Below are 19921 nucleotides of genomic sequence, written 5' to 3' on the forward strand. Positions count from 1 at the left end.
AGACGGCTTTTACGGCACATATTGGGCGTGCAAGGACACACATACAGCAGCGGACACGGATTCGATTGAAACCGTGCCCGCTATCTAATACTATATTATTTTATCGAACGCCTGTTCTATTCCCACTCGATCGTCGCGGGCGGCTTGGACGTAATGTCATAGCACACGCGGTTGGCGCCGGGAACCTCGGCAACGATGCGGCCGGAGATGCGGGCCAGGACGTCGTAGGGCAGCTTGGCCCAGTCGGCGGTCATGGCGTCGCTGGACTCCACGGCGCGCAAGATGATCGGGCGCTGATAGGTGCGCTCGTCGCCCATAACGCCGACGGACTTGATGTCGGGCAGGACCGCAAAATACTGCCAGCAGCTGTGCTCGGAGTTGCGCTCGCCGGTCTGCTCAAACAGGCGCTGGTTGTAGGCATCGAGCTCCTCGCGCACGATGGCGTCGGCATTCTTGAGGATCTCGAGCTTCTCCTTGTCGACCGCGCCGATGATGCGGATGGCCAGACCCGGGCCCGGGAAAGGCTGGCGGAACACGATATGACCCGGCAGGCCAAGTGCCAAACCAAGCGCGCGGACCTCGTCCTTAAAGAAGTGATCGAGCGGCTCAATAAGGTCGAAGTGCACACCCTCGGGGAACGGGATCAGGTTGTGATGACTCTTGATGGTGGCCGTCTTGCCGCCCGTCTTGCGAGCGCCAGACTCGATGATGTCGGGGTAGATGGTGCCCTGAGCCAGGTACTTGACCGGCTTGCCATCGGTCTCGAGCTGCTGCGCCACGGCGAAGAACTCTTTCCAGAACTGCGTACCGATGATGCGGCGCTTCTCCTCGGGCTCGGTCACGCCGGCCAGAAGCTCGGCATAACGGTCCTCGGCGTGGACGTGAATAAAGTCGACGTCAAACTGCTTGGTGAAGACCTCCTCCACCTGCTCAGGCTCACCCTTGCGCAGCAGACCGTGGTTGATGAACACGCAGGTCATCTGCTTGCCCACGGCGCGAGCGCCCAGCGCAGCCACGACGGAGGAGTCGACGCCACCGGACAGGGCCAGAATCACGCGGTCGTCGCCGACCTTCTCGCGAAACTCGGCCGTCATGGTCTCGACCAGGTTGTCCATGCTCCAGTTGGGCTCCAGGCCGCAGATCTCAAACAGGAAGTTGCTCAGCAGCTGCTGACCGTACTCGGAATGCTTGACCTCGGGGTGGAACTGCGTGGTGAAGATTTTGCGCTCGACGCACTCCATGGCGGCAACCGGGCACACGTCGGTGCTGGCGGTAACGGTAAAGCCCTCGGGCACCTCGGACACGGCGTCGCGGTGGCTCATCCACACGGTCTGCTCCATGGGCGTGGAGTTAAAGAGCTTGGCGCCGGCAGCGCGCGTAATAGTGGCGCGGCCGTACTCGCCCACCTCGGAGTGACCGACCTTGCCGCCGAGCGTCACGGCCGTGATCTGATGGCCGTAGCAAAAGCCCAGGACGGGAAGGCCCAGGTCAAAGATGGCGGGGTCGATGGACGGAGCGTCCTCGGCATACACAGAAGCCGGGCCGCCGGAAAGGATGAGCGCAGAGGCGTTCATCTCGCGAATCTCGTCGGCCGAGATGTCGCAGGGGACAATCTCGGAATACACGTTGAGGTCGCGGACGCGACGGGCAATGAGCTGACCGTACTGCGCACCAAAGTCGAGTACGAGGACCTTTGCGGAAGCCTTTTGATCCATGGTTTCCCCTCCTGTTGGCGGGGAGCCGGTGCCCACCCGCGTGAATGAACGAAAATAACTTTCATAGTGTACACGTTATATGGGGTTTCTCGTCCCTCGCAGCCATCAGCGCACGGCAAACGCACGACCTGGGCCCTTATTTGACGGCAATTGAAGTGTTACTAAACGTTACAGATGATGTATTACGTTTGAACATTGGACGCCCTGTGCCACAATACTGCCGAACGACTCCGCCTCTGCGGCGGCAAATACGATAGGAATACCAGCATGAAGCGCATCCTTCTCATCGCCACGGGCGGCACCATCGCATCGACCGAGGACGGCAACGGCCTCTCCCCCGCCCTGACCGGTGAGGAACTCGCCCAGAGCGTCCCCGAGATCTCGGGCCTCTGCGAGCTCGACGTGGTGCAGCCCATGAACATCGACAGCACCAATATGCGCCCCAGTGACTGGATGCGTATCCGCGACGTCATCGTCGAGGGTTATGCCGACCACGACGGCTTCGTGATTCTGCACGGCACCGACACCATGAGCTACACCGCGGCGGCGCTTTCCTACCTGATTCAGGACAGCCCCAAGCCCATCGTACTCACCGGCTCGCAAAAGCCCATGGGCAATCCCTTTACCGACGCCAAGCTCAACCTGTACCAGAGCCTGCTTTATGCGCTCGACGAGCACTCGCACGACGTCTCAATCGTGTTTGGCGGCGTAGCCATTGCCGGCACGCGCGCCCGCAAACAGCGCACCATGAGCTTTAACGCGTTCATTAGCGTCAACTATCCGCCTATCGCCTATATCCGCAACGACCGCATCGTGCGCAACGGGCTTCACGGCACGCATCAGGGCGAAAACCCGGTGCGTTTCTACGACAGCATCGACCCGCGCGTATTTGTCCTTAAGCTAACGCCTGGCGTGAACCCGGGTATCCTGGACGCCCTTGCCGACAGCTACGATGCTGTAATCCTGGAGACCTTTGGCATTGGCGGTATCCCCGAGTTTGGCGAGTCGGGCGAGTCGTTCCAAGAGGCGATTTTCCGCTGGGTCGATTCGGGCCGCACCGTCGTTATGACCACGCAGGTCCCCGAAGAGGGCCTTGACCTGGGTGTTTATGAGGTCGGCCGTGCCTACGCCGATCATCCGGGCATTTTGCGCGGCGACGACATGACCACCGAGACGCTCGTGGCCAAGACCATGTGGGCGCTCGGCCAGTCACGTGATGCGGCAGAGATCCAGCGCCTGTTCTACAGCCAAGTCAACCACGACCGCATCCCGATGGCGTAATTCAGTTGTCGACGAGTATCCCCTATTCGATACCCTCGAGAAGCTCTGACACCGTCATGCCAAGGGCGGGCGCGATCTTAAATAGAACCTTGAGCGTGAAATTTGCCGTCCCATCTTCGATTCGGTCGAGGTAGGGTCGGCTGATTCCTGTCGCCACACAAAAATCAACCTTGGAGATACCAAGGTCCCTGCGTGTCTCTTCGACCCGCCTGCCAAGAATCTGTTTAGCACGTTCGTCCATGCAGACGAGTTTGAAATGGAGCCGAACATAAACGTAAACTATAGTTTACGTTTTGCCGAATACACAGGAGTTTTCTATGTCGGGTTCTTCGGTCCGCACGTACCGAGCCACGCTTCGCACAAACAGCGCACCGCCCAAGCTCGTCGTCGTTGAAGCAGAATGTCTTTCGCCCGATGAGCGCACAGCATTTGCATTGCTATCAAGTCGCGTCGCCGCCGTTCTGGTCCCTTGCCCGGCGCAAGGCGAACTTGCCATCCAATGCCAAGCGCACAGCCGCTCGCTCAATCAGGCTGCCGTAATCGCAACCAGCCAACGCGGTCTGCCCCTTCTCCTGGAAGCCGGTATCGCACTCGCCCTTCGCGGCGCTGGATACGAAAACGAGGCCGCCGCCGATATGGTCTTTAAACCACGATCGAGCGGCGGCCTCGCAGCAGCCATTGAATATGCGTGCAGGCTCGTTGCCTAAAGGCGCAAGCTAAAAGCCTAGGCCAAAGCCCGTTCCGGTAATCGCCGAGTACATAAAGTAAACGTTAACCACGTTGAGGAACACACCCGTGATGCAGCCGTTTCGCAGGTAGCGCTCGCACACGATGCGCGCCATGGCGGCGGAGTCCTCATTGTTCTTTGCCTGGCGTCCTGCCGTAAAGTATGTCGCCACGCTCAGCAGCAGGTTGAGCACCGGCAGTGCCAGCAACTCGTAGCTCTTGCCCCAGCGCGTCACCTCGCCGGCGGCATTAAACTTTGTTGCCACCTCGGGACCAATGTTGGGGATAACACACGCTGCGACCACCAGCGGAATCACCGCAAGTACGAGCAACGCAATACCCATGTAGCCAGCTTTTTTGCCATATTTAAACATATGCGTCGTCCTTACACGTTAAAGCGGAAGTGCACGACGTCGCCATCGGCCATGACATACTCTTTGCCCTCAATACGCAGCTTGCCGGCGGCCTTGGCGCCCTGCTCGCCGCCGAGCTCGATGTAGTCGTCGTAGCCAATGACCTCGGCCTTAATAAAGCCGCGCTCAAAGTCGGTGTGGATGACGCCGGCGGCCTGCGGGGCGGTCGCGCCCTGACGAACCGTCCAGGCCTTGACCTCCATCTCGCCGGCCGTAAAGAACGACTGCAGGCCGAGCAGCTTGTAGGCTGCCTGCGCGAGCACGTCCAGGCCGGGCTGCTCCAGGCCCAAGCTCTCCAGGTAGTCGGCCGCATCCTCGGGATCGAGCTCAGAAAGCTCAGCCTCGATCTTGGCGCAGATGGGCAACGGCTTGACGCCATCGATGGGCGCCAGATCGTCGTTGAGCATATCCTCGTCCACGTTTGCCACATACAGGATGGGCTTCATGGTGAGCAGGAACAGGCCCTTGGCGGCGGCACGCTCCTCGTCGGTCATCTCCATGGATGCGGCGCGCTTGCCCTCGTTGAGCCAGGCAAGCAGACGCTTGGCAACCTCAAACTTGGGCATGAGTTCCTTGTCGCGCTTGGCCTCCTTCTCGAGCTTGGGCAGCTGCTTCTCGAGCGTGCCCATGTCGGCCAGGATGAGCTCGGTCATGATGGTATCGGCGTCACCGGCGGGATCGACGAACTCGCCCGTGCGGCCCACCTCACGCATGACGTTGGGGTCCTTAAAGTAGCGCACGACCTCGCAGATGGCATCGGTCTCGCGGATGTTTGCCAAAAACTGGTTGCCCAGGCCCTCGCCCTCGTTGGCACCCTTCACCAGGCCAGCGATGTCGACAAACTCGACCGTAGCCGGCACAATGCGGCCGGGGTTAACGATGTCGGCGAGCTTTTGCAGGCGGCTATCGGGCACATCGACGATACCCACGTTGGGGTCGATCGTGGCGAACGGGTAGTTGGCGGCAAGGCCGGTCTTTTTGGTAAGCGCGGTGAACAGCGTCGACTTGCCTACGTTGGGCAGGCCCACGATACCGATGGAAAGGGACACGACAGCTCCTTTTGGTACAAGCATTTTAAACTGCATAAGTATAGCGCCGCCGCAGCATCTGGGTGAACCCGGACGCCACGGCGGCACGAATGAAGCAGAGATAGAGGTCGCTGACTAGTCCGCGAGCTTTTCCACCTGGTCGAGCATCTTGTCAAGCTTGGCCTTTGCCTCGGCCTTGACCTTCTCAGCTTCTTCGTGAGCCTTCGCCTTCTGGGCGGCCTTTTCCTCGGCTTCGGGATCGACGACGACCAGATTGGACGCGTCATGCTTAACTAACTTGAGCGCATGCTCGGGGCACACCTTGACGCAGGCTCCGCAACCCAGGCAATACGTGGATTCCAGTGCAAAGCGGCCGCTTCCCACCAGATCGCAGGCAAACGTGGGGCATACGTTGACGCACTCGCCACACGACGTGCACTTGTCAAAATCGCACTCCGGCGTGCTCACCCGCATGTTCTGGGCAAGCTCGGGGTGGTTTTGCAGCGTCGAGAGCACCAGCTGCCGCCCGTGCGTGAGCGAACGGCGACGCTTGGTCGTCGTGGTGCCGCACATGGTGTTGAGCGTACGCTCCAACTGGGTAATCTGATGGCGATGGGCTTTGAGCTTCTGCGTCACCGAGGCCAGTGCCGCCGTTGCCGGATTGAGCTTTGTCACGGTAAGGCCCGTGGTGCGGGCGATCTTTTCCATGTACTCCTTGCGCTCGTACTCGCGGCGCTTATGACATTTGAGGCTCTTTGGGTCGACCTCCAGGCCCATGCCCGTACCGGCCCACTCCTCGGCGGTAGCGATGGCCTCGCCCAGAATGTCCTCACCGCCGGTGTTGCGGCATTTATCGCACACGCCCAACGGCAGGTACACACTCACGTTGGGATAGTCCGCCAGTACCGAGAACCAGGTCTCGGCCGTAATATCGCCCACGCAGGCAACGACGACCTCGTTCTCGCGCGGCATGCGCTTAAGGGCGCGCGTGCAGGTGACGTAGGCGGTCTCGTGGCTCGTAGCTGCCGAGACAATGTCGTCATACAGGTTTTTGGGCGCCAGACGCGGCGAAATAATCGCCTCAGTCGGACAGGCGGCAGCGCACAGGCCGCACTTGCGGCAGGTATCGAGGATCTCGATGGCGTCTTCCTCGACCTCGATGGCGTTGACCGGGCACACGTCCATGCACGCGGTGCAGCCGCTCTTTTCGTTTTTGCAGGTCAGACACGGAATCGTGTTGCCGCGCGGACGCTCCTTGTAGTCGGCAGGATTCCACTGCGGCGCCGACGGATCGAGCGCATCGGTCACGCCGCCAAGCGGGTTTTTAAGAAAGTCGAAACCCTTGCTGATCTCGATAATGTCATCAAATAGATCGTGTTCCTGCGCCATGCGCGGCCCCTCCCTGAGCAGTGCAAACAAGCAAGAGATAATGATACGCTATCGGCCCGTGCCTCGGGCAAATTACACGCGGAGCACCTTTGCGGCAAATAGCCTATGGCCTATCGCCGCCCCGATTGCACAAGGTCGATCAAGCGCCAAGCTATGCCTCGCGCATGAGCTCGACGAGCTTTTGCTTGGTCACCTTGGCCTGCTCGTTGGCCATATTGCGTTCGTTTCTAAAGGCCGCATCCGCAACGCTCATCAGGTCGGCATCGGAAATCTCGCCAAGGCCCAGCTCCTCGAGCGTCGTCGGCAGACCGACGCGCTGACAAAACTCGAGCACCTGTTCAAGCTCGGGCGCACGCTCCAGACGAAGCTGGACCACCAGACCAAACGCCACGGCCTCGCCGTGCATGGCCTTGCACTCGGGCAGAATCGTCAGACCGTTGGCGATGGCATGAGCCAACGCCAAACCACCGCTCTCAAAGCCGACACCCGAAAGCAGAATATTGCACTCGATCAGGCGCTCAACCGCCGGCGTTATTCGACCCTTCTTGAGGTCACGCTTAGCGGCGATGCCACATTCCATAAGCGTGTCGTAGCAGGCACGTGCCGCGACCAGTGCCAAGTGCCCCGGCGCGCCACCGTGCTCGTTGGCGCCGTGCGCCGCGGCGCACGAACGCGCCTCGAAGTACGTTGCCAGCGCATCGCCCATACCAGCGACCGTCATACGCAGTGGGGCCGCCGCGACCACGTTGGTATCGACCACGACCAGGTCTGGATTCTTCTCGAGCATCAGGTAGCGGTCGAACGACCCATCCTCGTGATACAACACCGAAATCGCGCTGCACGGACCATCCATTGAGGCCGCCGTGGGGCATACACACAACGGCAGCTCAGCATAAAACGCAACGGCCTTTGCGATATCGAGCATCTTGCCGCCGCCAATGCCCACCACCATGTCGCAATACTCGGCCTGGGCTTCCTTGGCCATTTCGACAACGGCATCTTCCGTACACGGACCGTTGTAAATCTTAAAGAACGGCTCGCTTAGATCTTCATCCAGAAATCCATCGACGATCTGCCTGCACAGCCGATCCTCGGTGCCCTGGTCAAACAAGACATAGGCAGCGCAGCCCAACCATGACAAATACCTGCCCTGACGCGAAATTTCGCCCGGCCCCTGAACATACCGGCCGGGACCGCCATAAACCATAGGAAGCGCCATACGAGAATCCGCCCTTCATCAAACAACGATTGGTGCAAACTAACCTGACCCCTTTGCACCAACTTGGTGCGATGGGGTCAGGTTAGTTTGCACCATAGCAAAAAGGGGCAAAGCCATCTGTTGGCTTTGCCCCTTCCTTAGCTTGATTTACTCATCCATGAGATAGTAGTGGCCCAGCGCGTCGGCACCCAGGATGGCGTTTGCGACCATCTCGGGCGTCACCTCAAACGGCATGTTGCACATGGTGTCATCGGGCGCGCAGGCGGCCTCGGCAACAATCATAGCCTGCTCGCGCGTAAGCTCGGCAACGCCAAGTTCCTTCATCGTGACCGGCAGGCCCAGCTCAATGCAGAAGCCCAAGACTTCCTCGAGTTTCTCAGTCGGAGCATCCTCGAGTACCAGCTGAACGATGGTGCCAAAGGCGACCTTCTCGCCGTGATACATGCCGTGGCACTCGGGCAGCATCGTCAGACCATTGTGGATGGCATGAGCAGCAGCAAGGCCCGAGCTCTCAAAGCCAATGCCCGAAAGCAGCGTATTGGCCTCGATGATATGCTCGACGGCAGGCGTGAGCGCACCCTTCTCCAGCGCGACCTTGGCCTTGACGCCATCGGCCATAAGCGTCTCGTAGCAGAGCTTGGCGAGCGCCAGACCGGCCATGCCGCCCTTGCCGCCAGCACAGGTGCCACCGTCGGCATCATGCGTCGCCTGGGCCTCAAAGTAGGTTGCGAGCGCATCGCCCATACCGGAAACCGTCAGGCGCACCGGGCTCGCCGCGATAACCGTCGTATCCATCAGGACAATGTTGGGGCTTGCCTTAAGGAAGAGATATTTATCGAACTGGCCATCGTCGGTGTAGAGCACCGAAAGTGCCGAACACGGGGCATCGGTCGAAGCAATGGTGGGGCAAATGATAACCGGGGACTCCAGGTAATAGGCGACGGCCTTCGCGGTGTCGAGGATCTTGCCGCCACCGACGCCGACGATGATGTCGCAACCGTTGTCGCGAGCGAGCGCAACCAGGCGATCGACCTCGCCCTTGGAGCACTCGCCGTTAAAGTCCTCAAACAGCAGCTCGGCCTTAGCCTCGGCAAAACCACCCTCGATCTTGGCACCGACGCGCTTCTTGCCCGAAGGCGTCACGATGACGAGGGCCTTAGCGCCGAGCGGCTCGACATAGGAGCCGAGCTTGGCGAGCTCGTCCGGACCCTGGATGTACTTGCTGGGGCTATTGAAAATTGCAGCCATAACTATCCCATTCTCTAAAAGAAAAAAGAAAGGGGCTCCGTACGGATACGTGCGGAGCCCCTCGTTACGATAACAAGAGTCGATTAGAAATCGATGTCGGTGTCGTAGTAGCAGGCCTTGAGGATCTTCTCGAAGTCGGCAGCCTTGGTCTCACGCGGGTTCTCGGGCGTGCAGGCGTCGGTCTCGGCGTTCGCAGCGATCTCGGGCAGCTTGGCGAGGAACTCCTCCTCGGAAACCATCTGCGGGTTCTCGGCGTCGACCTTCACGCCACCATTCGCGTAATCCTTGATGGACTGCGGAATGTTGAGCTGGTCGTTGAGGTCGCGGATCTTCTGGACGAGCGCAGCGATAAGCTCCTCGTTGGTCTCGCCGGGAAGGTGCAGGATCTCCTTGGCCACGTAAGCGTAACGCTCGGCAGCACGGGGATCCTTGGAGTTCCACTGGATGACCTTGCCCAGGTACATAGCGTTAGCAGCACCGTGGATGATGTGGCCGTTCTCGAAGGCAGCACCGGTCTTGTGAGCCATGGAGTGAACGATGCCGAGCAGACCCGAGGAGAAGGCGATACCGGCGATGCACTGAGCCTCGTGCATGTGCTGACGGGCCTCGTGGTCGCCAGCATAGGACTTGGGCAGCCACTCAACAATCTCGCGGATGCCGTGCAGGGCGTTGGCATCGGTGAACATAGAGGCGCAGGTGGAAACGTAGGCCTCCATGCAGTGGGTCAGAGCGTCCATGCCGGTGTGAGCGCACAGCTTGGCGGGCATGGTGTAGGTGAGCTCGGGGTCGACGATGGCGACATCAGGGGTGATGTTGAAGTCGGCCAGCGGGTACTTGATGCCCTTGGCGTAGTCGGTGATGACGGAGAAGGCGGTAACCTCGGTAGCGGTACCGGAGGTAGAGGAGATGGCGCAGAAGTGAGCCTTCTGACGCAGCTCAGGGAAGCTGAACGGCTGGATGATGTTATCGAAGGACTCCTCGGGATACTCGTAGAAGACCCACATGGCCTTAGCGGCATCGATGGGCGAGCCGCCGCCGATGGCGATAATCCAGTCGGGCTCGAACTCGCGCATGGCCTCGGCGCCCTTCATGACCGTCTCGATGGACGGATCGGACTCGACGCCCTCGAACAGCTTGACCTCGAAACCGCCTTCCTTAAGGTCGGCCTCAACGTCCTGCAAGAACCCGCCACGGCGCATAGAGCTGCCGCCAGAAACGATGATGGCCTTCTTGCCCTTGAGGTTCTTCACCTCGTGGCGAGCGCCCTCACCAAAGTACAGATCGCGAGGATTGGTAAAACGTCCCATACTGTGCCTCCTAAACAAGCCCCTCTTAGACTTGTGTATATAACGGAGCACCCAATTGGCTCCGTTAGGACCGTTTTGCGCGTTGCCGGCGATGACAATGCGCGATGTCTAAACGTCTCAACGCTCAGACAAACATTATTTTACCGTTCTGGTTGGTCAGTTATTCATCCAAAGTTACCAATGATGAAACGTTTTTTCTATCCCTGAAGACCCTTGTGCAGCATCCATACCCCCAAGCTGGGCAAACGTTTTATCAAGGTTGACCACATATCCCGGGCAGGACGGTGCCCCTCCAAAATATGCACCGTTCGCCGCCGAAAATCGACCGTTTGCGGCACCGTGATACCACTCGGTCGTCCAAGGTGCCGACATTTGTGCGACATCCGTCTTCGTGGTGCAAAGGTGCAAGTCCAAGTGCGACACCCCCGGTGTGCCACATGCGGGTAAACTAGAACCTTATATAGAGACATTTGAACCCTAACCGCAGCAAAGGAGGCCCCATGGCATTCGATCCCATTCAAGAGGATTGCCATCGCCTCGTTCTTGAGGCCTTGCGCCGCGACAATATCCCGCTCACCGATGGCACCGCCGTAGAGCGTCTGATGGAACAATTCACCCGCAACCCCGCGCCGCTCATCGTGCATGATCGCGACCGCGCCGGACATCTGATTGCCAAGGTGGTCGAGGCTGTCGACTACCGCATTCCCTTTATCCCCGACGATGCCCAAGCCGAGCAGGAAGAGGCCGCTGCCGAGAACATGCTTCGCGAGGCCGCCGCGCTCGATCCGACCAACTGGGATGCCCAGCGCATGCTGACGGCCCTCACCGCCGACTCCAACGAGGAATACGTACAGTACCTGGTATCCAAGCGCGATGAAGTCGAGCATGACCTGGCGTTCAAGATCGCCTCGGCGCAGGACCCCTATGAGCGCGAGGCCGCGGGCGACCTTATGCGCCGCCCCTACCTGCGCTGGCTTGCCGCCCTTGCATCGCGCGCCCTCATTAGCGGACGCTATCGCATGTCGCTCGAAGCTGCAAACCGCAGCCTCGACTTTGCCCCCAACGATCCGGCCGGCGTCCGCCACACCGCGATGCTCGCCATGGCGAAGCTCGAATACCCTGCCGAGGAGCTCAAGCGCTTTCGCTCTGCCCACTCCGTCCCCTATCTCGCCAACACGCCGCTGCGTCGTCGTCCCAAGGACGCGGAGCGCGACTTGGACCCGTGGACGCTCATCGCACTGATGAGCGCAGCCTGGCGCGAGCTGGACTACGAGGGTGCCGAGCACTACTTGCGCATCCTTGCACGCTCGTGCCCGCACGCGGCCGAGGCACTCTACTTCCAAACCGAGTTTCCCGATGGCGTCTATGCCCGCGTCAACGTGGGTGTGGGCTCTACCGACGAGCTTGTCCTTGCGCTGTCCGAGGCGACGCCGGTACTGCAGGAGGGCTTGGGCGCCCCCGACAACGCCGGCTTCGCCGCCTGGGTCGCCACCAACGATATCGTGCGTTCCCAGATCGACGAGCGCATCCTGCGGGCGGCCGAGCAGGGCCTGCCGTTTAAGGGAGGAGACCTCTAATGGATCCGAGCGTCTACATCCCCGCCTACCTGGAGCGCGCCTACGTTGCGTCGCACCCCGAACTCACCGATGCAGCACGCGAACTTGTCCATAACGACGTGAGCGTCAGCCCTCAAAAGTACGCGCAGACCGAGCATGCGCAGGCGCTGCTTTCCTATGCCGGCGTGCATCGTCATTTGCTCGACGAGCTCCATCGCATCGAGGACATGGGCAGCGACGAGGAGTTTGAGCAGACGCGCAACCGCCTGTTCGACGATATGCGCGATGAGCTGCTCAAGATCGTTCGCGTCGATGCGCTGGCGGTCGATGCCCAGCTGCTCGCCATCATTTTGGCGGACACACCCGTCGACGCCTGCCTGGGCGACCTGATGAAGCTCGAAGCGACCACGACCGATTACCTGCGGCAAAGCGTGCCCGGGTTCGACATGGAGGCCCCACACTACTGGGCCAATAATGTTTTGGCCGACGGTGTCACCGCAGCGGACCTTACCGTGAGCGAGCCGGCCCTTATCGGGTGGCTCCACACACTCGAGGCCATCTCGCAGCTGTGCATGGCAAGCGCCCGCTACCGCGCTGCTGCCAACTACGCCCGCCGCGTCCTTAAGGCAGAAGGCTATCCCACCCGAGCTGCCGGCACCGTGTTGCTCGCTCTCGCTCGCCTGGAAGACCAGGACGGCTTTTTTGCCCTAGCCCACCAGCTCGAGGAACAGATGGGGGCAGACGCACTCGAAAACTCTCCTTGGTACCTGCTCGCCCGCACGATTCTGCTGTTCAAAACAAACAAGATGCGCCCGGCGACGCGCGCGCTGCGTGAGTTCGCTAACCGTTGCGAGGGCGGCGCGTTCTTTTTGCTGAACCCCATGTATCAGACACCGTACCTTCCCTGCCGGCCCGAACCGCACGACCCCTGGGACCTTTCGCATCAGGCAGTTTGGGAAGCCGACGGCATCATCTCGGACACCCCCGACTTTGCCCCCTGGGCCAACGCCTGCGAAGATGTATCGCAGCTTGCCCAGGAATTTGCGCGCCGTTACGGCTTTTAACGGCGCAAACGCCACGACCATGTCATTCACGTTAGGAACGGCTTCATGAACTTCCGCTCATCTCTCGCCTGTGCCTCGAGCGATATCGCCCGCTGGGGGCTGCGCTCCGTCCTTAAGCGCCAGGGCGGCGTACTCCCCGGCCGCATCGCCATGAAGATCGACCCCGAGCTGCTAAGCGACCTCGCGAGCCTGGTCGACCGCAGCGTGGTGATCACCGGCACCAACGGCAAGACCACCACCTCCAACCTCATCGCCGACGCCGTTGCTGCCAGCGGTGCTACCGTGGTGTGCAACCGTGCCGGCAACAATATGGAGCCTGGTGTGGTGGGCGCTCTGCTCGAGGCCCGCGGCAACCTTAAGCGAACCGCCAGCAGCAAGCGCGTAGGCGTTTTTGAATGCGATGAGCTCTACACTGTGCGCGTCCTGCCCAAGCTCAAGCCGACGTACTTCGTGCTGCTCAACCTGTTCCGTGACCAGCTAGATCGCTATGGCGAGATCGATCACACCCAGGAGGTCATCGCCCACGCGTTGGAGCTTTCGCCGGCAACGACGCTCATCTACAACGCCGACGACCCGCTGTGCGCCTCGATTGCCGCGCGCGTTCCCAACGCGAGTATTGCCTTTGGCATCGATGGCGCCACGGGCACCGAGTCCGACCGCATTAGCGACTCGCGCTTTTGCTCGCAGTGCAACGCCCCGTTGGAGTACGACTACGTACAGTATGGTCAACTCGGCGCCTACCATTGCCCCTCGTGCGGCTGGGCCCGCCCTGCGCTTGTCCGTCGCGTGACGGGCGTGGAACTCGGCTGCGACGGTTACGGCTTTGACCTGGCCTTTGGACCCGAGGCCAACGCGCCCGCCGTGCACATCGCCACGCGCTACAACGGCCTGTACATGGTCTATAACGTCGCCGCCGCCTTCTTCGCCGCCCACGAGCTGGGCGTGGACACCGCACGCCTGCAGCCCACGCTCGACGCCTACGTGCCGGCAGGTGGTCGCATGGGCCGTTGGAATATCGCCGGCCGAACCGTCGAGGCCAACCTGGCCAAGAATCCCGTAGGCTTCGATCGCCAGATCCAGTCCATCAAGACGGCAGGCGGCAGACTCTGCGCTTTCTTCCTCAACGACAACGACGCCGACGGCCACGATGTATCGTGGATCTACGACGTCGACTTTGAGCGCATCGCCGACACGCCGGGTCTTGTCGCCTTTGCCGGCGGCACGCGCGCGCACGACATGCAGGTGCGCCTCAAGTACGCCGGCATCGATGCCGCGATTATCTCGGACGTCGCGCAGGCAATTGGCGCCATGGCAGACGAGGCCGCCGATGACACCTTCTACGCCGTCGCCAACTACACGGCCTTCCCGCCGCTGGTCAAAGAACTCGACGGGCTGAAGGGTGCCGATGCAGCCACGGTTGCTGCCCGCGCCGCAGTCCGTGCCGACGGCAGCGCTCTTCCTGTCGGTATCGCGCCAGTCGAGCTCTCGCGCCCGCTGCGCATCGTCTACCTGTATCCCGATGCCCTCAACCTCTATGGCGACGGCGGCAACGTCATCGCCCTCGAGCGCCGCTGCGCCTGGCGCGGCATCCCCGTTCGCGTGGATGAGGTCCGCATGGGCGAGGTGCTCGATCTGCATGATGCCGATATCGTCATGATGGGCGGCGGATCCGATCGCGACCAGCTAGCCGTGGCACACGAGCTGCTCGCCCAAAAAGACAAGGTCGCAGCCTATGTTGAGGACGGCGGTTCGCTGCTCGCCATCTGCGGCAGCTATCAGCTGCTCGGCCGTTCGTACTATATGGGCGAAAATCGCATAGAGGGCCTGGGCGTCATTGCCGCCGAGACCGTACGCGGCTCCGACCGCCTGATCGGCAACGTCGCCGTCAAGACCGACCTGGCACCCGAGCCCTTTGTGGGATTCGAGAACCACGGTGGCCGCACGCTTTTGGACGCCGATGCCACGCCGCTCGGAACGTCCGTCGTCACGGGCACCGGCAACAACGGCGACGATGGATTTGAGGGTCTGATCTACAAGGGAGTCATCGGCACGTACCTGCACGGACCAGCGCTACCCAAGAACCCCGAGCTCGCCGACTGGCTCATCGCCCACGCCCTTGAGCGCCGTGGCGACGCACAGGCCGCCGCCCTGCTGCCGCTCAAGCCCCTCGACGACACCTACGAGCACGTCGCCCACGACGCCGCGATGAAGCTCCTCCCCTAACCATCACAAAGTGGACAGGCACCTTTGTGGTGGTTTCGACCCGCCACGGTAGTTTGTCTCGATCTGTAACATTTAGACCGTTAAAAGTCATCTTACTGTTACAGATTGAGATGTTCGCCCCGACTGCCGCCGTCTGTCTCGATCTGTAACAGATAGAGCCGATTTGCCCGCCCAGATGTTACAGATTGAGATATTTGAAAATCGGAATAGAAACCCACTCCTGTGTGGTGGTTTTTCAATCTGCCAACGATTTGTGAACGGATAGAAAAGTCTGCTATACTCTTTCCCGCTGTCCCCATCGTCTAGCGGCCAAGGACGCCACCCTTTCAAGGTGGATATCGCGGGTTCGAATCCCGCTGGGGGCACCAACCCGAAAATGTGCGAACCTGTGCGATGTTAAGTCGTGCGGGTTCGTTTTTTTGTCTTGGCTGTTTTCGTTTCGGCGCATGCGCGCCAAATGTGCGCCAAATGTGCGCCAAATCAGCCAAGAACCTCTGCCGTCTTCGCCAGTGGCGACAAAAAAGAAGGGACCTCGCACAGGCGAGACCCCTTCGCACGCAAAATCAAACGTGTCTGTTACACATAGAACAGAATGTCGTCGTAGGTCGGAACCGGCCAGTAGTCGGCGGCCACGATCTCCTCCATTGCGTCCACGGCGGCACGCAGCGTATCCATAGCGGGAACGACCTCGTGCGCGTATACGTTGGCCTGCTCCTGGCCATCGAGAGCCTCGGCCTTCTGATGTACGGCGTCGAGCGCCTTGATGGAGTCGTTGATGGCGGTGATACCGTTGCAGAGCTTGTTGAGCGTGTTCTGCTCGCACTGCATGGCGGCCTCAGCACCGGCGGCACGAATAGTCTCAAGGCCCTTAGCGACCTTGGTGGCATAGGCGGTAATGACCGGGCGATAGGTACGACGCGCCTCGCGAACCATCGTGGTAGCCTCGATGTTCATGAGCTTGTTGTACTTCTCGAGCTTGCAGTCATAGCGGCACTGGGCCTCGGCCTTGGTCAGGACGCCCGTCTCCTCAAAGAGCGCAATGGCCTTATCGGAAACAAAGGCGGGAAGAGCGTCGGCCGTGGTCTTGTTGTTGGCAAGGCCGCGCTTCTCGGCCTCGATGGGCCACTCGTCGGAGTAACCGTCGCCGGAGAACAGGATGCGCTGGTGATCGGTCAGCACCTTCTTGCAGTACTCGAGCGCGGCGTCCTGGAACTTATCCTCGGGCGTACCCTCGAGTGCGTCGGCGAAAGACTTGAGCGACTTGGCCACGGCAGCATCGAGCACCAGGTTGGAGTCGGAAACGTTTTGCTCGGAGCCGCAGGCACGGAACTCGAACTTGTTGCCGGTGAAGGCGAACGGGGAGGTGCGGTTGCGGTCGGTGTTGTCCTGCATCAGTTTGGGCAGGGTATCGGCGCCCAAGTCAAGCACGCCGCGCGTGGCATGGACGGAAGCCTTGCCATCGATGATCTTCTCGACAACCTCGGTAAGCTGGTCGCCCAGGAAGATGGACATAATCGCCGGAGGAGCCTCGTTGGCGCCCAGACGATGATCGTTGCCGGCCGAGGCAACGGAGGCACGCAGGAGCTCCTGATAGTTATCGACGGCCTCGATCACCGCGGTGAGGAAGACGATGAACTGCAGGTTGTCGAGCGGGGTGTCGCCCGGGTCGAGCAGGTTCTCGGACTCGGTGCCAAGCGACCAGTTGTTGTGCTTGCCCGAACCGTTGATGCCCTCAAAGGGCTTCTCGTGCAGCAGGCAGACCAAGTCGTGACGGGAGGCGATGAGCTTCATCTTCTCCATCATGACCAGATTCTGGTCGATGGCCTCGTTGACCTCGCCGTAGACAGGGGCGAGCTCATGCTGGCAGGGAGCGACCTCGTTGTGCTTGGTCTTGGCAGGAATGCCAAGCGCCCACAGTTCATCGTCCAGGTCCTTCATATAGGACGAGACGGTGGGGCGGATAGCGCCAAAGTAGTGCTCCTCGAGCTCCTGGCCCTTGCAGGGAGCAGCACCAAAGAGGGTGCGCCCGGTGATGACCAGGTCCCTGCGCTTGCGGTAAGCGTCCTTCTTGATCAGGAAGTACTCCTGCTCATCGCCCACGGAAGGAACGACCTTCTTGGGGGTCTTACCAAACAGCGCCAAAACGCGCTTGGACTCACGCGAGAGTGCGGTCATGGAGCGCAGCAGCGGGGTCTTCTTGTCCAGGGCCTCGCCCGTGTAGGAGCAAAAAGCCGTGGGGATGCACAGGACATCGTCCTTAATGAATGCGGGGCTGGTGGGATCCCAAGCGGTGTAGCCACGGGCCTCGAAGGTGGCACGCAGGCCGCCGTTGGGGAAGCTGGAGGCGTCCGGCTCGCCCTGGATGAGGTTCTTGCCCGTAAACTTGGTAATGGCGGTGCCGTCGTGGTTGGGCTCGAGGAAGCTGTCGTGCTTCTCGGAAGTAATGCCCGAAAGCGGCTGGAACCAGTGCGCGTAGTGCGTCGCGCCCTTGGAGATGGCCCAGACCTTCATGGCGTGGGCAACGGCGTTGGCCACATCCAGGTCGAGCGGCTCACCGTCCTCGAGGGTTGCAGCAAGGCGCTTCCAAATGTCCTTGGGGAGGTAGTCCTTCATGACTTCCTCAGAGAACACCATGGTCCCGAAGCGGTCAGTAAGTTCGGCCATACGGAACTCCCTTCGTATCGGCACCGCGTGAGAAGCGGTGTTGATTACTAACGAACGAGTCATAGATTAGGCTCGTCGTGTTTCCGCAACATTACCGTTATGTTGCTGTCACGAAACCAATCAATGAGGTTACCGCATCGCGGCGGCGTTGCCGCCCTCAACAGCCAATCAACTGTATAAATTGCAGACCTCTCCCCATGGTTTAAGGGTAGTCAATTTGGGATGGGGCTCTATTAACTGGTATTTCGCATCAGATACCAGTCTTTATAGCCCCATCCCAGATTGACCGCTCTGCTATAGGGAATGTCGATAGCAAGGCATCTTTGATTGGTATCCCCGAATAGCGAGTGAAACTCCACCGTGACACAGTGGTGCTGTAGAATCCTTACAACACATCACACTATTACGTATCTAAAGGAGCACGATATGCGCGTCGACGAGGTTTTTAAGCAGGCAGCATCCCAGGGCACCGCACCCGTTTCGTTTGAGATGTTCCCGCCCAAGGGCGAGCTTACCCTCAACACGGCTCGCGAGGTGGCAGGCAATCTGTGCAAGCTTTCGCCGAGCTTTGTCTCGGTCACCTGCTCTGCCGGCGGCTCGGGCAACGGCGCCACCACCGCCCCCATCGCGCAAATGATTACGAGCGAATTCAATACGCCCTCGGTGGCGCACCTCACCTGCGTGGGCCGCTCGCACGCCGATATCGCCGCCAAGATCGACGAATACCGCTCCGCCGGCGTAGAAAACATCCTGGCCCTGCGCGGTGATCTGCCCGCTGGCGCGACCGAGGATGACAAGCCCGCCTCGGACTACGCCTACGCCCGCGAGCTCATCCCCGAGCTTGTTGACGCCGGCTTTTGTGTGGGCGCCGCGGCCTACCCCGAGGGCCACATTGCCTGTGAGGACCTCAACGCTTCGGTCGAATACCTCAAGCAAAAACAGGACGCCGGCGCGAGCTTCTTTGTGACGCAGCTCTTCTTTGACAACGAGTGCTTCTACCGTTTCCGCGAGCTTGCCAACAAGGCAGGTATCACCGTGCCCATTACCGCGGGCATCATGCCGTTTATGGGCAAGTCGCAAATCAGCCGCATGGTCTTTATGTGCGGCGCGTCGCTGCCCTCCCCCGTCATCAAGATTCTCGCCAAGTACGAGAACGACCCCGAGAGCCTGCAGGCAGCCGGTGTAGATTATGCCGCCCGTCAGCTTTGCGACCTTAAGGAGCACGGCGCCGACGGTCTGCACCTGTACACTATGAATCGTCCTGCAATCGCCGCAACCATTATGGAGCGCCTGGGGTAATGGAAAAACCGCACATCGATACAACCGCTGTCGAAGTGCCGGCCGACCTTGCGTCGCCGGCGCTTTATCGTATCGATGATGCCCACCATCCCCGCGTCGATCGTGCCGAGATGCTGCGCTATCTGGGCTACAGCGGTCAGCAAATTGAGCCCGAGCTGTCGCAGCGTATTGAGCTTGTCGTTGAGCGTCTGGAGCTGGACATTGAACCCCGTGGCGTGCGACGCGTGTTTGCCGTCGATGCCACGGGCGTGGACGAGCAGGGCGAGCCCTGCATCCGCTTGGTCGGCGCCAACGTTGATCTGCGGGGTCGCGATATCTATCGACATCTCAAAGACGCCCGATTTGCCGCGCTCATGGCATGCACTCTCGGCATGGACGCCGAGCGTCGCCTGCGTACCACGGGAGCCCAGCAGCCCCTGGAGGGAGCCGTGCTCGACGCCGCATGCTCTGCCTATGTAGAAGCCGCCGTCGAGCAGATGGACCAGCAGGTTAAGGCTGCGGCCGCCGCACACGGACTCGCCGGTAACTGGCGCTTCAGTCCCGGCTACGGCGACTGCCCGCTTACGGCACAGCGCTCAATCGTGGACGCGCTCAACGCCACGCGGCTCATCGGGCTTACCGTCACGCCCACCAGCCTGCTCATGCCCACCAAGAGCGTGACCGCGGTGATCGGTCTGTTCGACGGCGAGGTCCACGACGCCCAGAGCCGCCCCACCTGCAATATCTGCCGCATGCGCGAGCACTGTCGCTTCCGCGCCGCCCACACCACCTGCTATTCCAGCCATTAGG

Annotated in this window: 16 protein-coding genes and 1 tRNA gene; 8 read left to right on the top strand and 9 right to left on the bottom strand. The window is 60.6% G+C overall.

Translation table 11 applies throughout. The annotated features are described in order from the left end of the window. Positions 1-116: 116 nt before the first annotated feature. The gene (gene guaA, locus DWW51_RS01210; RefSeq protein WP_117773094.1) at positions 117-1715 is read right to left on the bottom strand and encodes a glutamine-hydrolyzing GMP synthase; all 1599 of its coding nucleotides are present in this window, start codon (positions 1713-1715) and stop codon (positions 117-119) included. Between the two features lie 267 nt (positions 1716-1982). Here guaA and DWW51_RS01215 point away from each other — a divergent pair, with 267 nt between their 5' ends. After that, positions 1983-2996 carry an asparaginase gene (locus DWW51_RS01215; protein ID WP_055309953.1) on the top strand — a complete coding sequence of 338 codons (1014 nt, stop codon included), beginning with the start codon at positions 1983-1985 and terminating at the stop codon, positions 2994-2996. A 22-nt stretch (positions 2997-3018) separates the two neighbouring features. Here the strand turns inward: DWW51_RS01215 and DWW51_RS10470 are convergent, their stop codons facing one another. After that, the gene (locus tag DWW51_RS10470; RefSeq protein ID WP_035136926.1) at positions 3019-3237 is read right to left on the bottom strand and encodes a helix-turn-helix domain-containing protein; all 219 of its coding nucleotides are present in this window, start codon (positions 3235-3237) and stop codon (positions 3019-3021) included. Between the two features lie 76 nt (positions 3238-3313). On the opposite strand from DWW51_RS10470, the gene DWW51_RS01225 reads away from it, so the two are divergent. Continuing rightward, positions 3314-3703, top strand: a complete 390-nt coding sequence (locus DWW51_RS01225) for a hypothetical protein (protein WP_117773096.1) — start codon at positions 3314-3316, stop codon at positions 3701-3703. Between the two features lie 9 nt (positions 3704-3712). Here the strand turns inward: DWW51_RS01225 and DWW51_RS01230 are convergent, their stop codons facing one another. The 6 genes from DWW51_RS01230 to DWW51_RS01255 form a co-directional block, all read right to left on the bottom strand. Next, on the bottom strand, positions 3713-4096 hold the full coding sequence (locus DWW51_RS01230) for a DUF1648 domain-containing protein (protein WP_117773098.1): 384 nt from the start codon (positions 4094-4096) through the stop codon (positions 3713-3715). 11 nt (positions 4097-4107) lie between these two features. Continuing rightward, complete coding sequence (gene ychF, locus DWW51_RS01235; protein WP_117655222.1) at positions 4108-5184, bottom strand: redox-regulated ATPase YchF; 1077 nt, start codon at positions 5182-5184, stop codon at positions 4108-4110. A 114-nt stretch (positions 5185-5298) separates the two neighbouring features. Then, positions 5299-6552 carry a 4Fe-4S binding protein gene (locus DWW51_RS01240; RefSeq protein WP_117773100.1) on the bottom strand — a complete coding sequence of 418 codons (1254 nt, stop codon included), beginning with the start codon at positions 6550-6552 and terminating at the stop codon, positions 5299-5301. Positions 6553-6703: 151 nt separating this feature from the next. After that, positions 6704-7771, bottom strand: coding sequence for a glycerol dehydrogenase (locus tag DWW51_RS01245; protein WP_117773102.1), 1068 nt, complete (start codon positions 7769-7771; stop codon positions 6704-6706). Positions 7772-7918: 147 nt separating this feature from the next. Continuing rightward, positions 7919-9019 (bottom strand): glycerol dehydrogenase, encoded by a 1101-nt coding sequence (locus tag DWW51_RS01250; RefSeq protein WP_117773104.1) that lies wholly within the window; start codon positions 9017-9019, stop codon positions 7919-7921. An 83-nt stretch (positions 9020-9102) separates the two neighbouring features. Next, positions 9103-10326, bottom strand: a complete 1224-nt coding sequence (locus DWW51_RS01255) for an iron-containing alcohol dehydrogenase (RefSeq protein WP_117583326.1) — start codon at positions 10324-10326, stop codon at positions 9103-9105. Between the two features lie 500 nt (positions 10327-10826). On the opposite strand from DWW51_RS01255, the gene DWW51_RS01260 reads away from it, so the two are divergent. The 4 genes from DWW51_RS01260 to DWW51_RS01275 all read left to right on the top strand — a co-directional run bounded on the left by DWW51_RS01260 (position 10827) and on the right by DWW51_RS01275 (position 15537). Next, positions 10827-11903, top strand: a complete 1077-nt coding sequence (locus DWW51_RS01260; protein WP_117773106.1) for a hypothetical protein — start codon at positions 10827-10829, stop codon at positions 11901-11903. Further along, positions 11903-12946, top strand: coding sequence for a hypothetical protein (locus DWW51_RS01265; RefSeq protein WP_117773108.1), 1044 nt, complete (start codon positions 11903-11905; stop codon positions 12944-12946). The genes DWW51_RS01260 and DWW51_RS01265 overlap by 1 nt, the downstream gene beginning before the upstream one ends. A 45-nt stretch (positions 12947-12991) precedes the next feature. Then, positions 12992-15169, top strand: coding sequence for a MurT ligase domain-containing protein (locus DWW51_RS10330; protein WP_231501536.1), 2178 nt, complete (start codon positions 12992-12994; stop codon positions 15167-15169). Between the two features lie 291 nt (positions 15170-15460). Continuing rightward, a tRNA-Glu gene (locus tag DWW51_RS01275) sits at positions 15461-15537 on the top strand. Between the two features lie 208 nt (positions 15538-15745). Here the strand turns inward: DWW51_RS01275 and DWW51_RS01280 are convergent. Further along, complete coding sequence (locus DWW51_RS01280) at positions 15746-17833, bottom strand: glutamine synthetase III (protein ID WP_117628890.1); 2088 nt, start codon at positions 17831-17833, stop codon at positions 15746-15748. Between the two features lie 426 nt (positions 17834-18259). On the opposite strand from DWW51_RS01280, the gene DWW51_RS01285 reads away from it, so the two are divergent. Together DWW51_RS01285 and DWW51_RS01290 are read left to right on the top strand one after the other, a co-directional pair. Beyond that, a complete protein-coding gene (locus DWW51_RS01285; RefSeq protein ID WP_117773110.1) occupies positions 18260-19132 on the top strand; it encodes a methylenetetrahydrofolate reductase in 873 nt (290 codons plus the stop codon). After that, positions 19132-19920: a hypothetical protein gene (locus tag DWW51_RS01290; protein WP_117773112.1), complete on the top strand. Its 789-nt coding sequence runs from the start codon at positions 19132-19134 to the stop codon at positions 19918-19920. Before DWW51_RS01285 ends, DWW51_RS01290 begins: the two co-directional genes overlap by 1 nt. The last annotated feature ends 1 nt before the right edge of the window (position 19921 follow it).

This window comes from Collinsella sp. AF15-51 (assembly GCF_003462845.1).
In the GTDB taxonomy this organism is placed as follows: Bacteria; Actinomycetota; Coriobacteriia; order Coriobacteriales; family Coriobacteriaceae; genus Collinsella.

What these genes read in the sequence shown, in the direction of transcription:
- guaA (WP_117773094.1), bottom strand. Translation starts at nt 1,715, where the DNA reads ATGGATCAAAAGGCTTCCGCAAAGGTCCTCGTACTCGACTTTGGTGCG.
- DWW51_RS01215 (WP_055309953.1), top strand. Translation starts at nt 1,983, where the DNA reads ATGAAGCGCATCCTTCTCATCGCCACGGGCGGCACCATCGCATCGACC.
- DWW51_RS10470 (WP_035136926.1), bottom strand. Translation starts at nt 3,237, where the DNA reads ATGGACGAACGTGCTAAACAGATTCTTGGCAGGCGGGTCGAAGAGACA.
- DWW51_RS01225 (WP_117773096.1), top strand. Translation starts at nt 3,314, where the DNA reads ATGTCGGGTTCTTCGGTCCGCACGTACCGAGCCACGCTTCGCACAAAC.
- DWW51_RS01230 (WP_117773098.1), bottom strand. Translation starts at nt 4,096, where the DNA reads ATGTTTAAATATGGCAAAAAAGCTGGCTACATGGGTATTGCGTTGCTC.
- DWW51_RS01240 (WP_117773100.1), bottom strand. Translation starts at nt 6,552, where the DNA reads ATGGCGCAGGAACACGATCTATTTGATGACATTATCGAGATCAGCAAG.
- DWW51_RS01245 (WP_117773102.1), bottom strand. Translation starts at nt 7,771, where the DNA reads ATGGCGCTTCCTATGGTTTATGGCGGTCCCGGCCGGTATGTTCAGGGG.
- DWW51_RS01250 (WP_117773104.1), bottom strand. Translation starts at nt 9,019, where the DNA reads ATGGCTGCAATTTTCAATAGCCCCAGCAAGTACATCCAGGGTCCGGAC.
- DWW51_RS01255 (WP_117583326.1), bottom strand. Translation starts at nt 10,326, where the DNA reads ATGGGACGTTTTACCAATCCTCGCGATCTGTACTTTGGTGAGGGCGCT.
- DWW51_RS01260 (WP_117773106.1), top strand. Translation starts at nt 10,827, where the DNA reads ATGGCATTCGATCCCATTCAAGAGGATTGCCATCGCCTCGTTCTTGAG.
- DWW51_RS01265 (WP_117773108.1), top strand. Translation starts at nt 11,903, where the DNA reads ATGGATCCGAGCGTCTACATCCCCGCCTACCTGGAGCGCGCCTACGTT.
- DWW51_RS10330 (WP_231501536.1), top strand. Translation starts at nt 12,992, where the DNA reads ATGAACTTCCGCTCATCTCTCGCCTGTGCCTCGAGCGATATCGCCCGC.
- DWW51_RS01280 (WP_117628890.1), bottom strand. Translation starts at nt 17,833, where the DNA reads ATGGCCGAACTTACTGACCGCTTCGGGACCATGGTGTTCTCTGAGGAA.
- DWW51_RS01285 (WP_117773110.1), top strand. Translation starts at nt 18,260, where the DNA reads ATGCGCGTCGACGAGGTTTTTAAGCAGGCAGCATCCCAGGGCACCGCA.
- DWW51_RS01290 (WP_117773112.1), top strand. Translation starts at nt 19,132, where the DNA reads ATGGAAAAACCGCACATCGATACAACCGCTGTCGAAGTGCCGGCCGAC.